Annotated in this window: 13 protein-coding genes; 7 read left to right on the top strand and 6 right to left on the bottom strand. The window is 64.2% G+C overall.

Annotation, left to right across the window (positions count from 1 at the left end; all coding sequences use genetic code 11):
* The first annotated feature begins 339 nt into the window (after window positions 1–339).
* The 7 genes from WD006_RS00295 to WD006_RS00265 all read left to right on the top strand — a co-directional run bounded on the left by WD006_RS00295 (window position 340) and on the right by WD006_RS00265 (window position 6074).
* The gene (locus WD006_RS00295; protein ID WP_008641760.1) at window positions 340–660 is read left to right on the top strand and encodes a (2Fe-2S) ferredoxin domain-containing protein; all 321 of its coding nucleotides are present in this window, start codon (window positions 340–342) and stop codon (window positions 658–660) included.
* Between the two features lie 134 nt (window positions 661–794).
* Entirely contained in the window at window positions 795–1439 is a 645-nt protein-coding gene (locus tag WD006_RS00290; RefSeq protein ID WP_011515126.1) for an alpha/beta hydrolase, read from the top strand.
* A gap of 43 nt (window positions 1440–1482) precedes the next feature.
* The gene (locus WD006_RS00285) at window positions 1483–2676 is read left to right on the top strand and encodes a D-alanyl-D-alanine carboxypeptidase family protein (protein WP_008641765.1); all 1194 of its coding nucleotides are present in this window, start codon (window positions 1483–1485) and stop codon (window positions 2674–2676) included.
* 17 nt (window positions 2677–2693) lie between these two features.
* Window positions 2694–3002 carry a YbeD family protein gene (locus WD006_RS00280; RefSeq protein ID WP_008641766.1) on the top strand — a complete coding sequence of 103 codons (309 nt, stop codon included), beginning with the start codon at window positions 2694–2696 and terminating at the stop codon, window positions 3000–3002.
* Window positions 3003–3006: 4 nt separating this feature from the next.
* The gene (locus WD006_RS00275) at window positions 3007–4200 is read left to right on the top strand and encodes a class I SAM-dependent rRNA methyltransferase (protein ID WP_008641768.1); all 1194 of its coding nucleotides are present in this window, start codon (window positions 3007–3009) and stop codon (window positions 4198–4200) included.
* A gap of 403 nt (window positions 4201–4603) precedes the next feature.
* Entirely contained in the window at window positions 4604–5581 is a 978-nt protein-coding gene (locus tag WD006_RS00270; RefSeq protein WP_008641770.1) for an NAD(P)H-dependent flavin oxidoreductase, read from the top strand.
* 40 nt (window positions 5582–5621) lie between these two features.
* Entirely contained in the window at window positions 5622–6074 is a 453-nt protein-coding gene (locus tag WD006_RS00265) for a YbaN family protein (protein WP_011515125.1), read from the top strand.
* A 50-nt stretch (window positions 6075–6124) separates the two neighbouring features.
* Here the strand turns inward: WD006_RS00265 and WD006_RS00260 are convergent, their stop codons facing one another.
* The 6 genes from WD006_RS00260 to WD006_RS00235 form a co-directional block, all read right to left on the bottom strand.
* Window positions 6125–7387, bottom strand: a complete 1263-nt coding sequence (locus WD006_RS00260; RefSeq protein WP_011515124.1) for a phenylacetate--CoA ligase family protein — start codon at window positions 7385–7387, stop codon at window positions 6125–6127.
* 14 nt (window positions 7388–7401) lie between these two features.
* Entirely contained in the window at window positions 7402–8217 is an 816-nt protein-coding gene (locus WD006_RS00255) for an ABC transporter ATP-binding protein (protein ID WP_008641776.1), read from the bottom strand.
* A gap of 62 nt (window positions 8218–8279) precedes the next feature.
* Window positions 8280–9617, bottom strand: a complete 1338-nt coding sequence (locus WD006_RS00250) for an ABC transporter substrate-binding protein (RefSeq protein ID WP_011515123.1) — start codon at window positions 9615–9617, stop codon at window positions 8280–8282.
* Between the two features lie 64 nt (window positions 9618–9681).
* Complete coding sequence (locus WD006_RS00245) at window positions 9682–10758, bottom strand: branched-chain amino acid ABC transporter permease (RefSeq protein WP_011515122.1); 1077 nt, start codon at window positions 10756–10758, stop codon at window positions 9682–9684.
* Between the two features lie 12 nt (window positions 10759–10770).
* Window positions 10771–11685 carry a branched-chain amino acid ABC transporter permease gene (locus WD006_RS00240; RefSeq protein ID WP_011515121.1) on the bottom strand — a complete coding sequence of 305 codons (915 nt, stop codon included), beginning with the start codon at window positions 11683–11685 and terminating at the stop codon, window positions 10771–10773.
* Window positions 11686–11725: 40 nt separating this feature from the next.
* Entirely contained in the window at window positions 11726–12667 is a 942-nt protein-coding gene (locus WD006_RS00235) for an ABC transporter ATP-binding protein (RefSeq protein ID WP_011515120.1), read from the bottom strand.
* Window positions 12668–12682: the final 15 nt, after the last annotated feature.

The following is a 12682-nucleotide window of genomic DNA, read 5'->3' as shown; positions in this document are numbered from 1 at the left end:
CCACCTGGGCACCCAGACGCAAGTCATTGATTTCAAAGAAAAGAGGAGAAATCCAGTGGCACCGGGTTCTGGAATTCCGGAAATCCGGAATTCGCAGCTCCGGAGATTCGGAAGGCCAGATGGCCCCAAACCTCGATATTTGTGAAGCCTTCGTCGCATTCTGGCGTCCATCATGACGGGAGAGCGGCCCGACGGCCCCGGCCAGGGCCCGGATTCCGGAATTCCGTGCACCTCGTGTTACGCGGAGCGGAGGCCGTGAACACGTATAATTCCGAGCTTCCAATTACGGGCGATGGCAGGCCACGACGCCTCGCCACACCGCGCCCCAAGTCAGCCGTCATGAGCAGCTACTACCAACACCACGTCTTCTTCTGCCTGAACCAGCGCGACGATGGCTCTGCCTGCTGCGCCGATCACAATGCGAAGGCCATGCAGGAATACGCCAAGAAACGCTGCAAGGAGCTTGGTATCGCCGGTGGCGAAGGCCGCGTGCGCATCAACAAGGCCGGCTGCCTGAACCGCTGTGAACTTGGACCGGTGCTCGTGGTCTACCCCGAGGCCGTCTGGTACACCTTCGTCGACGAGCAGGACATCGACGAAATCATCGAAAGCCATCTGATCAACGGAAAGCCCGTGCAGCGCCTGATGGTCGATCGCTGAAACGCGTTACCCGCCGAGCCATGCCGGGTCCAGCCCGGTTTTTTGTTGTGCCGCTGTTGTAGTTCCGTAGCTGCGCTGTAGTTACCCAGTAGTTGCCCAGTAGTTGCCCCGTTGTGCGAGAGCCGCCTGCCACCATGAACGCGCATACCCAGGTCACCACCTTCGCCGGCCCTGTCGGCGCCATCGACATCTCCATCGATCTGCCGCAGAACGCGCCCGTGCGCGGTCTGGCTCTCGTCGCGCATCCGCACCCGCTGTTCGCGGGCACCAAGGACAACAAGGTGGCGCAGACGCTGGCGCGTACCTTCGTTGCGCTGGGGTACGCCACGGTGCGCCCCAACTTCCGTGGCGTTGGCGGCACGGCCGGTGAGCACGACAAGGGCATTGGCGAGCAGGACGATCTGCTCGCCGTGATCGACTGGATGCGCACGCAGACCGCGTGGTCGCCCGACGTGGCCACGCTGCCGCTGGCACTGGGCGGTTTCTCGTTCGGCAGCTTCGTGCAGACGCACGTGGCGCGCCGTCTGGCCGAAGCGGGCACGCCCGCGCAACGCCTGGTGGTGGTGGGTACCGCCACGAGCCGCTGGGACGTGGCCAACGTGCCGGCCGACACAATCGTGATCCACGGCGAGCAGGACGACACTGTGCCGCTCGCCAGCGTGTTCGACTGGGCACGCCCGCAGGACCTGCCGGTCATCGTCATTCCTGGCGCCGACCATTTCTTTCATCGCAAGCTGCACCTGATCAAGCAGCTCGTCGTCAACGCGTGGGACCGGTGAATCGCCCCGCCCGCGCCAATCCTTTCTTGTTGGAAACCTACACATGCTGAACAGAGTCACGCCGTACGTCGCATCCGCCATTGCTCCCGTAATCGTTGCGGCAACGCTCGCCGCCGCGCCCGCAGCCGTGATGGCGCAAGGCGTGCCGGTGCCACAGGTCGCCGCCAAGTCCTGGATGCTGTACGACGTGACGAGCGGCCAGGCGCTGGCGTCACAGAATGCAGATATGCGCATCGAGCCGGCGTCGCTGACCAAGCTGATGACGGCTTACCTGGCCTTCGAGGCGCTCAAGGAAAAACGCCTGACGCTGGATCAGACCGTCACGCCGACCGACATCGTCCGCAAGGTGAAAAGCGATGAATCGCGCATGTTCATCGAAGCCGGCAAGCCGGTCAGCGTGCAGGACCTTCTGCTGGGCCTGATCGTCCAGTCGGGCAACGACGCCTCGCTGGCGCTGGCCGAAGCCGTGGGCGGCTCGGAAGAAGGCTTCGTCGTGATGATGAACCGTGAAGCCCAGCGCATGGGCATGAAGAACACGCACTTCACGAACACCGACGGTGTGCCCGATCCGAACCACTACACCACGGCGGTGGACCTGGCGATCCTGACCACGCGCCTGATCAAGGACTTTCCCGAGTACTACTCGATGTACTCGCAGAAGGAGTTCACCTATAACAAGATCAGGCAGCCGAACCGCAACCGTCTGCTGTACATCGACCCGACCGTGGACGGCGTGAAGACCGGCCATACGAAGTCCGCGGGCTACTGCCTGATTTCGTCGGCAAAGCGTCCGCTGGCCAATGTGCCCAACGGCTCGCGCCGACTGGTGTCGATCGTGATCGGCACGGCCACCGAGCAGATCCGCACACAGGAAAGCCTGAAGATCCTGAACTACGGCTTCCAGTTCTTCGACACGCTGCGCCTGTACGACAAGGGCCAGGTGCTGGCCACGCCCGACATCTACAAGGGCAAGACCGGCACGATCAAGATCGGCGTGGCCAACGAGACGTTCGTCACGGTGCCCAAGGGCACGGGCTCGCGCCTCAAGCCGGTGCTGGAGCGCCAGGAACTGCTGATCGCGCCGATCACGGCCGGCCAGCAGGTGGGCACCGTCAAGCTGATGGACGGCGCCAACAAGGTGGCGGAATTCCCGGTGGTGGCGCTCGAGGAAGTGCCGGAGGCCGGCTTCTTCGGCCGCCTGTGGGATACGATCCGCCTCTGGTTCAAGCGCAAGTAAGAGTTCAAGGATTCGAGATGTCTACAGATTCGAACAACGGTCCGCTGATTCCGGGGGAGATTCCGCCGGAACAGTCGCTGATCGAGTACCCGAGCGATTTCCCGATCAAGGTCATGGGCGCGATGCAGGATGGCTTCGCCGAAGCGATCGTGACCCTGATCCAGGACTTCGACCCGAACTTCCACGCCGGCAAGATGGAGATGCGTCCGTCCCGCAACGGCAACTATCTGGGGCTGACGGTGACCGTGTGGGTCACGAGCCGCGAGCAACTCGACGAGCTGTATCGCGCGCTGACCGGGCATCCGATGGTCAAGGTGGTGCTGTAACCGCATGAACGTCATCACCCTCAAGCCGGGCAAGGAAAAGTCCCTGCTCCGGCGCCATCCGTGGGTCTACGCCACGGGCATCGCCGCTACCGAAGGCCGTTGCGAACCGGGATCGACCGTGGTCATCCGCAGCGCGGACGGCCGCTTCCTGGCGCGCGGCGCGTACAGCCCCGAATCACAGATCCGCGCGCGTGTCTGGACGTTCGACGAGAACGAGCCGGTCGATCACGCGATGTTCAAGCGCCGCGTGTCGGCGGCCCTGGCACACCGCAAGCAATGGGTGCGCGACACCAACGCCGTGCGCCTGATCTTCGGCGAATCCGACCGCCTGCCGGGTCTGATCGTCGACTACTACGGCCAGGGCGAACGCGGCCAGCTCGTCTGCCAGTTCAACGCCGCGGGCGTGGAGCAATGGAAAGACGCGCTGGTGCAGGCGCTGATCAAGGAAACCGGCTGCCCGAACGTCTACGAACGTTCTGACGCGGCGGTGCGCCAGCGCGAAGGACTGCCGCTGGTGACCGGCGTGCTGGCCGGCGCCGAGCCCGACCCGGAACTGTCGGTGACCGAGCACGGCGTGCGCTACCACGTCGACGTGCGCAACGGCCACAAGACCGGCTTCTACGTGGACCAGCGCGACAACCGCAAGCTCGTCGGCGACCTCGCCGAGGGCCGCGAGGTGCTGAACTGCTTCTGCTACACCGGCGGCTTCTCGCTGGCGGCGCTGCGTGGCGGCGCCACGTCGGTGACGTCGATCGATTCGTCGGGCGAGGCGCTCAAGATCGCGGCCAGCAACGTGACTCTGAACGGTTTCGATCCGGCGCGCGCCACGTGGCTCGACGCGGATGTCTTCAAGACGCTGCGTGAATTCCGCGCCGAGGGCCGTCAGTTCGACCTGATCGTGCTGGACCCTCCCAAGTTCGCGCCGTCGGCACAGCATATCGACCGTGCTGCCCGCGCTTACAAGGAAATCAACCTGGTCGGGATGCAGTTGCTGCGTCCGGGCGGCCTGCTGTTCACGTACTCGTGCTCGGGTGCGATCAGCATGGAGCTGTTCCAGAAGATCGTGGCGGGCGCGGCCACCGATGCGCGCTCGGATGCGCGGATCCTGCGCCGCCTGTCGGCCGGCACGGACCATCCGATGTCGGCGGCCTTCCCGGAAGGCGAATATCTGAAGGGTCTGCTGCTCGAGAAGATCTGACCGGAATCAGGGACGGGCCGAGAATCGCCAGGAAAGGCCAGACTCAGGGTTTTCCGGAATTGTCCTCGGCCTGACTTCTTGCGGTCACAAACAGCTACTAAGATTCGTCTCACGGTAAGGCATTGGCAGGTGTCTGACCGTCTCTTCTTATCAGTCTTCGTGGTAATCGCCCCGCTAACCCAGCGGGGCCTTTTTTTTGGCTCTGCGCTAACTCGCGCCTCGTCGTAGCCTTCAGCAAGCAGGCAAGGTCTTCGCCCCCCGACCGCCCAGGGGACGATCGGCAGGATTCCGATTCCAGACACCAAGGCAAGCGCATAGACTGCGCCCTCTAGCCCGGCGCCACGCTACCCGAAACTCCCTATAATCGAACGATCGTTCCATAACACGGATGTGAGGAGACTTCATGCCTGCCGCCAAGCTTATTCCGCCAGTGCTGCAAAACCTGGCCCTGCCCGTTATCGCGTCGCCAATGTTCATCGTCAGCTATCCGGAACTGGTGCTGGCGCAGTGCAAGGCCGGCATCGTCGGCTCGTTCCCCGCGCTAAACGCGCGCCCCGCCGAACTGCTCGATGAATGGCTGACCCAGATCCAAGCGGAACTGGCCAACTTCAAGGCGGCGAATCCCGGCAAGCCGGTGGGCCCGATCGCGGTCAACCAGATCGTGCACGCCTCCAACGCGCGCCTCGAGCATGACGTGAAGGTCTGCGTCGAACACAAGGTGCCGATCTTCATCACGTCGCTGCGCGCGCCGCCCAAGGAAATGATCGACGCCGTGCACAGCTACGGCGGCATCGTGCTGCACGACGTCATCAACATTCGCCACGCTGAAAAAGCGATCGAGGCCGGCGTTGACGGCCTGATCCTGGTGGCGGCCGGTGCAGGCGGCCATGCCGGCACGCTATCGCCGTTCGCGCTGGTGGGCGAAGTGCGCAAGTTCTTCGACGGCCCGATCGCGCTGTCCGGCTCCATCGCCACCGGTGAAGCCGTGCTGGCCGCGCAGGCCATGGGCGCGGATTTCGCCTACGTGGGCACACGCTTCATCGCATCGCAAGAGGCGCACGCAGCGCTCGAGTACAAGCAGTCGATCACCAGTTCGGCCGCGTCGGACATCATCTACACGAACCTGTTCACGGGTGTGCACGGCAACTACATCCGCGAGAGCATCGTCAATTCGGGGCTCGATCCGGAGAACCTGCCCGTGGCCGACAAGAGCAAGATGGACTTCTCCAGCGGCAGTTCGAAGGCCAAGGCATGGAAGGACATCTGGGGCGCCGGTCAGGGCGTGGGCCAGATCGAAGACATCCCCACCGCCGGTGAGATCGTGGCACGCATGAAGAGCGAGTACGACGCCGCGCGTGCCCGCCTGGGGCTGGTAGCATAAGGGCGTTTCCGCCCTTGGCGCGCTAGCCGCATTTCTCCAGTTGCAACCAGACGACCCCGAACGCCAGACCACGCTAACGCACCGCGAACGCGCCATTCGAGCGTTCTGGGTCACTTGCGGCACCCTGAGCCTCGCGCTCGGGGTCATCGGCATCTTCCTGCCAGTCCTCCCCACCACGCCATTCGTCCTGCTGGCGGCCGCGTGCTTTGCGCGTGGCTCGGAGCGCTTTCATCGCTGGCTGCTCGCGCATCACCGCTTCGGTCCGCTCGTGCACGACTGGCAGACCCACCGCAGCATCCCGTTTCGGGCCAAATGCCTGGCGTTGTCGATGATGTGGCCTTCGATGATCATCACGGCATGGCTGATGCGCGAACGGCCTGTGGCGTCGATCACGCTGATCGCGATCGCGCTGGGGACCACCGTGTGGATGGTGCGCCTGCCCACGCGGCCTCGCGGTGGCCATGTGCGGAGCAGCAACGCGCAGCCGGAATGATCCAGCGTGCGGATCAGGCGGCCGCGCGGGTCGGCACACGTCAGTCGTAGTCAGTCGTAACTACGCGCATCCTCGATCACCTTGCCATCCTGCGGCAGCGATCCTGCCGGCACGAAGCGGACTTCGCCCCGCAGCCGCAGGACTTCACGCATGGATTCGCGGATGGCCGCCGCCAGCGCCTCGTCTTCGCGCGTGACGTCGCAATGGAGCGTCATCACATCGGCCCCAACTGTGCCTGTCACGATCAGCCGCGCCGCGCGAATCTCCGCATGACGCCGAACGACATCGCCCACCTGCCCCGGGTGGACGAACATCCCCTTGACCTTGGTGGCCTGGTCCGCGCGCCCGAGCCATCCCTTGAGCCGGATATTGGTCCGGCCACACGGGCTTGCCCGATGCGATGAATCGGCCACGATCGCCGACAGGTCGCCCGTGCCAAAGCGGATCAACGGGTAATCGCTATTGCCAAGTACCGTTACCACGACCTCGCCGACTTCGCCTTCCGGCATCGGCTCCGTGCCGCCCGGCTCGACGATCTCGACCAGCACGCCCTCGTCGACCACCCAGCCATCGCCGCCTGCGGTCTCATAGGCGATCAGGCCGAGATCGGCAGTGCCATACATCTGCCGTGCGGTGATGCCGTGGTCCTGCAGCCAGGCACGCAGCGCGGGCGGACAGGCCTCGCCACTGACCAGCGCCTTGGAAATGCTGGAGCACGCCATGCCCATCTCCTCGCCCCGCTCGATCAGCAGCTTCAGGAACGACGGCGTGCCCGCGTAGGCGGAAGGCTGCAGGTTGGCCAGCGCCTGCACTTGTGACTCAGTCTGCCCGACGCCGGCCGGAAACACGCAGCATCCAAGCCGGTGCGCACCCGACTCCATCATCATGCCGGCCGGCGTGAAGTGGTACGAGAACGTGTTGTAGACCAGATCGCCCTCACGGAAGCCGGCGGCGAACATGGCGCGCGCCGTGCGCCACCAGTCTGGTCCATGACCGTCGGGCTCGTGGATCGGGCCCGGCGACTGGAACACATGCCGCAGATCGCGCAGCGGGGTCGCGTTCAGGCCGCCTAACGGCGGCGCGATACGCTGCTGCATGGTCATTTCGGACTTGCGTGTGACCGGCAGCGTCGCCAGCGCGGCACGCGACGTGATGTCGCGCGCGTCGATGTCGCAGAGTATCTCCGCGAAGTAAGCCGCGTGCGACTGCGCATGGGCAATCTGCCGCACCAGGGCGGCAAACAGCGCCGCCTCGCGCTCGGCCGGATTGCGTGTCTCGAGGGCATCGAAATATTCAACAGGATCAGCAGCCATGGTCTGTCTTGTGTTCACGCCAGCCAGCGCTTGCGGCGGCGGTAGCTCTTCACATCGCGGAACGACTTGCGCGCGGCACCATCCGCATCGTTGGCGGCCACGCCCAGGTAGAACTCCTTGACGTCCTCGTTGGTGCGCAGCGATTCCGCATCGCCATCCATCACCACGCGGCCGTTTTCGAGGATGTAACCGTAGTCGGCATGGCGCAGCGCCACCATCGTGTTCTGCTCGGCCAGCAGAAAGCTGACGCGCTCGCGGGTATTCAGGTCACGCACGATCTCGAAGATCTCCTCGACGATCTGCGGCGCCAGGCCCATCGACGGCTCGTCGAGCAGGATCATCGCCGGCTTGGCCATCATGGCCCGCCCGATCGCGCACATCTGCTGCTCGCCGCCGGACGTATAGCCTGCCTGCGATTTGCGGCGCGTCTTCAGGCGCGGAAAGTACGCGTAGATCTTCTCAAGTTCATCGCGTGTCTGGCCGCGCGACAGCCCGCGGGTATAGGCGCCCGTCAGCAGGTTTTCCTCGATCGTCAGGTGCGCGAAGCAGTGGCGCCCCTCCATGACCTGGATCACGCCGCGCTTGACCAGATCGTTTGGCGTGAGCTGGTCCACGCGCTGCCCGCGATATTCGATCGAGCCCTTGGTGACATCGCCACGCTCCGCATGCAGCAGATTCGAGATCGCCTTGAGCGTGGTGGTCTTGCCCGCGCCATTGGCGCCCAGCAACGCCACGATGCGACCCTCAGGCACTTCGAGCGACACGCCCTTGAGCACGAGGATCACGTGGTCGTAGATGACTTCGATGTTGTTGACGGATAGAAGGGTCATGTCCGCATCCCAGATCGTTTTGCTCCCCGCCCCCACGAGTGGGAGCGGGGGAAAGGCAACGCCTACGACTTCATGCAAGCCGGCGTGATGCCCTTTTCCTTCGCGTACTGCGCCGCCGTGGCCTTGAACAGCGGGTGGATCAGGCTCTTGTTACCCTCGATCCAGTCGGACACCACCACCCACTTGGCGCCGTCCCACTGCTGGATCTTCACCTTGCCGGAGCCCTCGTGGTTGTCGCAGCTCGTCTTGATCTCCGGCAGCAGGCCGGTGGCGCCAACCTGCTGCAACCGCGCGCTGGTCAGGTTCAGGTTCTCGAAGGCCCAGCGCATTTCGTCGCCGCTCATCACCTTGCCCTTGCCGAACTTCGCCTGCGCCCCGCGGATGGCTTCGACGGTCACCACGGCCGCCGACACGCCGCGGTTATAGAGCACCGAGCCGACCTTGTTGCGATCCTGCATGTTGCCCTTGCCGGCGCCGTAGACCACCTTCTCGATGTCAGCAATCAGCGGCACGTTCTTGCCAGCCACGTTCCAGGTGGCGCTCATGTAGCCCTTGGCGGCCTCGCCGGCCGGTACCGTGTCCTCCTCGGACCCGGCCCACCACGACCCGATCATCTTGTCGCGCGAGTAGCCGACCTTCTGCGCAGCCTTCAGCGCGGTCTGGTTCATCACGCCCCAGCCCCAGAAGATCACGTAGTCAGGATTCTCCTGGCGGATCTTGAGCCACTGCGCACCCTGCTCGTTGCCCGGGTGCGCCACGGGAATCTCGACCAGGTTGAACTTGCCGAGTTTGGCTTCGGCCTCGAGCGCGACGATCGGCTCCTTGCCGTAGGCCGAATCGTGATACAGGTAGACGATCTTCTTGCCGGCCAGCGATCCGCCGTTCTTCGACGCCAGGAACTTGACGATGGCCGATACCTGCATCTGGTACGTCGTCACCAGCGGAAACGCGTACGGGAAGACCGAGCCATCCACTGCATCGGTACGTCCGTAGCCCATCATCACCAGCGGCACCTTGTCGGCGGCGGTCTTGTCGACCAGCGCGTACGAGATACCCGTGGACATTGTGTGATAGGCGGTGCCCTTGCTCGCGCTGCTCTTGGCCTTCAAGCGCTCGTAGCACTCCACGCCCTTGGCGTTGTTGTACTCGGTCTCGCACTCTTCCCAGCCCAGCTTGACGCCGTTGACGCCACCTTCCTTGAGATTGACGTAGTTCAGGTAGTCCACGAAGCCGCCATAGAACGACTGGCCGTTGGCGCCGTACGGGCCAACACGGTAGCTCGGCAGCGCGACGAACTGATCATTGGTTTGCGCCAGCGCCGGCAATGCCGGTACCAGCATGGCAGCCGCGACGCTGACCACAAGGGCGGCGCGCTGCACGTTGCGAAACACGGTTGTCATCACAGTCTCCTTCACCTCGATCGGGCGTTGTTATGGGAACGACATGAAATACGGGCACACGGGACTAGTGCGGGAATGGCCACAAGCGCAGCTTCTCCTTGGCGATCTGCCAGAGGCGAGCCAGGCCATGCGGCTCGACGATCAGGAAGAAGATGATCAACCCGCCGAACACCATGAGCTGGATATGCGACACCGTGGCGTTCGTGAACGGCAGGTGCAGCGACGACGCCAGCGCGGGCAGCACGTTGTCGAGAAATATCGGCAGCAGCAGGATGAATGCGGCGCCCAGGAACGAGCCCAGGATGCTGCCCACGCCGCCGATGATGATCATGAACAGGATGCGGAACGACAGATCGAGCGAGAAGCCATCTGGCTCCACCGAGCCCAGATAGCAGAACGCATACAGCGCGCCAGCCACGCCGCAATAGAAGGAGCTGACTGCGAACGCCAGCAGCTTGGTGCGCATCAGCGGGATGCCGATCACCTCGGCCGCCACGTCCATGTCGCGCACCGCCATCCACGCGCGGCCCGTGGCCGAGCGCACCAGGTTCTTGGCGATCAGCGCCAGCACGGTGACGATGCCCAGCACAAACAGATACTTCTTCACCGGGGTGTCGATCGCCACGCCAAACAGGTCGAGCCGCTGCGCCGTGATCACGCCCGAGGAACTGTTGTTCGACAACCAGGGAAACTTGGTCAGCGCCCACACCACGAAGAACTGCGCGGCCAGCGTGGCCACCGCCAGGTAGAAGCCCTTGATGCGCAGCGACGGCAGCCCGAACGCCACACCCACCACCGCCGCCGACGCGCCGGCCAGGATGAACGTCAGCAGCACCGGAATGCCTTCGATCCGAAGCTGGAAGTTGTAGGCCGCGTACGCGCCCACCGCCATGAATGCGGCCGTGCCGAGCGAGAGCTGGCCAGCGTAGCCGGTGAGAATGTTGAGTCCAAGCGCCGCCAGCGAGAAGATCAGGAACGGCGTCAGGATGGCGCTGAGCCAGTATTCGGTGCCGACGAACGGAATCGCCACGAACGCCACCGCCATCAGCAGGGCAAAGAAGATGCGGTCCTGCCGGATCGGGAAAATCTGGCTGTCGGCAACGTAGCTGGTCTTGAACTGTCCGGATTCGCGATAAAGCATGTCGGCTCTCCGTCAGACGCGGTCGATGTGCTTCTCGCCGAACAGCCCCTCTGGCCGTACGAGCAGAAACAGCAACGCGAACACATACGGGAACCAGCCTTCGATCCCCCCGAAATTGCCGCCGAACACCGACTGGAACACCGGCGGGATGTAGATCTCGGCCAGCTTCTCCGATGCGCCGATGATCAGCCCGCCGACGATCGCGCCGGGCACCGACGTGAAGCCGCCGAGAATCAGCACCGGCAGCGCCTTGAGCGCCGTCAGCGTCAGCGCGAACTGCACGCCATTGCGCGAGCCCCACAACATGCCGGCCACCAGCGCCACGAATCCGGCCACGCCCCAGACGATGGCCCAGATGTTCTGCAGCGGAATCCCGAGCGAAAGCGCGGCCTGATGGTCGTCCGCCACCGCGCGCAGCGCGCGGCCGACCTTGGTGTACTGGAAGAACAGCGCCAGCCCCGCCACCAGTACTGCCGCGATCAGCGCGGCGGCCAGGTCGAACTTCGACACGACGATGTTGAAGCGCGTCAGGATCGATTCAATCGGCTCGTCAACGATGCCGAGCTGGATCGGGCGCACCTCGTTGCCGAAAAGCAGCGGCCCCAGCCCCTCCAGGAAGAACGACAGCCCGATCGTGGCCATGAACAGCGTGATTGGCGGCTGGTTGACCAGCTTGCGCAGCACGAAGCGCTCGGTGCTCATGCCGACGATGATCATGACGATGAACGCGCCGATCACGGCGGCCCACATCGGCAGCCCCTTGTCCATCAACCCGACCACGGCAAGCGCGGCGAAGTAGACCATCGCGCCCTGCGCGAAGTTGAACACGCCTGACGCCTTGTAGATCAGCACGAAGCCCAGTGCCACGAGCGAGTACATCAGTCCTGACAGCAAGCCGCCGATCAGGATTTCGAAGAAGAAACTCATCGCCGCTATCCTCTCAATGCTCTCTATGACCCCGGGGCGCTCAGTGCGCCGTGCCGAGGTATGCGCGAATCACGTCCGGGTTCGACTTGACCTCATCGGGCGTGCCATCGCCGATCTTCTTGCCGTAGTCGAGTACCACCACGCGGTCGGAGATATCCATCACCACGCCCATGTCGTGCTCGATCAGCACGATGGTGGTGCCGAACTGATGGTTCACGTCCAGGATGAAACGGCACATGTCCTGCTTCTCTTCCACGTTCATGCCCGCCATCGGTTCATCGAGCAACAGCATCGACGGTTCCGCAGCCAGCGCGCGCGCCAGTTCCACGCGCTTCTGCAGGCCGTAAGGCAGCCTGCCGACCGGTGTCTTGCGGATCGCCTGGATCTCGAGGAAGTCGATCACCTCCTCGACCTTGCGGCGATGACGCATCTCTTCGGCGCGGGCCGGCCCCCACCAGAGCGCGTGGGCGAACACGCCCGTGCGGAACTGCGTGTTGCGGCCGGTCATGATGTTGTCCAGCACGGTCATGCCCTTGAACAGCGCGATGTTCTGGAACGTCCGTGCGATGCCCTGGCGCGCAGCAGCCGTGGGATGCATCTGGCGACGCTCCTGGCCTCGAAACACGATGCGGCCCTGCTGCGGGTGATAGACGCCGTTGATCACATTCAGCATCGAACTCTTGCCCGCGCCGTTCGGGCCGATGATTGCGCGGATCTCGTGCTCGCAGACGTCGAACGAGATATCGGTCAGCGCCTTCACGCCGCCGAACGACAGCGAGATGTTCTGCAGATCGAGAATCACGTCGCCGCGCGTGCGAACGTGGGACGTCGACTCTGGCTCACGCGCACTGCCGGGGCGCGGGCTGTCGCCGTGCGTGCCCTCCACGTGCCCGGCCGGGGCAATCGCGCCCGGCGGCACCAACGTGCCTGTGGCGTCCACGCGGGCCATGCCGCCTTGCCACGCTGTCTGGGTGACCGTCATGCCATACCCTCCGTG

The sequence above is a fragment of the Cupriavidus sp. Met-2 genome (assembly GCF_049843575.1).
Taxonomy (GTDB): domain Bacteria; phylum Pseudomonadota; class Gammaproteobacteria; order Burkholderiales; family Burkholderiaceae; genus Cupriavidus; species Cupriavidus metallidurans.
This window is presented reverse-complemented; position numbering and strand designations above follow the sequence as displayed.

Bases quoted from the DNA above. Each gene is read 5' to 3' on its own strand.
- WD006_RS00245 (WP_011515122.1), bottom strand. From the start codon at position 10,758: ATGCTTTATCGCGAATCCGGACAGTTCAAGACCAGCTACGTTGCCGAC.
- WD006_RS00285 (WP_008641765.1), top strand. From the start codon at position 1,483: ATGCTGAACAGAGTCACGCCGTACGTCGCATCCGCCATTGCTCCCGTA.
- WD006_RS00270 (WP_008641770.1), top strand. From the start codon at position 4,604: ATGCCTGCCGCCAAGCTTATTCCGCCAGTGCTGCAAAACCTGGCCCTG.
- WD006_RS00235 (WP_011515120.1), bottom strand. From the start codon at position 12,667: ATGACGGTCACCCAGACAGCGTGGCAAGGCGGCATGGCCCGCGTGGAC.
- WD006_RS00255 (WP_008641776.1), bottom strand. From the start codon at position 8,217: ATGACCCTTCTATCCGTCAACAACATCGAAGTCATCTACGACCACGTG.
- WD006_RS00280 (WP_008641766.1), top strand. From the start codon at position 2,694: ATGTCTACAGATTCGAACAACGGTCCGCTGATTCCGGGGGAGATTCCG.
- WD006_RS00290 (WP_011515126.1), top strand. From the start codon at position 795: ATGAACGCGCATACCCAGGTCACCACCTTCGCCGGCCCTGTCGGCGCC.
- WD006_RS00275 (WP_008641768.1), top strand. From the start codon at position 3,007: ATGAACGTCATCACCCTCAAGCCGGGCAAGGAAAAGTCCCTGCTCCGG.
- WD006_RS00240 (WP_011515121.1), bottom strand. From the start codon at position 11,685: ATGAGTTTCTTCTTCGAAATCCTGATCGGCGGCTTGCTGTCAGGACTG.
- WD006_RS00295 (WP_008641760.1), top strand. From the start codon at position 340: ATGAGCAGCTACTACCAACACCACGTCTTCTTCTGCCTGAACCAGCGC.
- WD006_RS00250 (WP_011515123.1), bottom strand. From the start codon at position 9,617: ATGACAACCGTGTTTCGCAACGTGCAGCGCGCCGCCCTTGTGGTCAGC.
- WD006_RS00260 (WP_011515124.1), bottom strand. From the start codon at position 7,387: ATGGCTGCTGATCCTGTTGAATATTTCGATGCCCTCGAGACACGCAAT.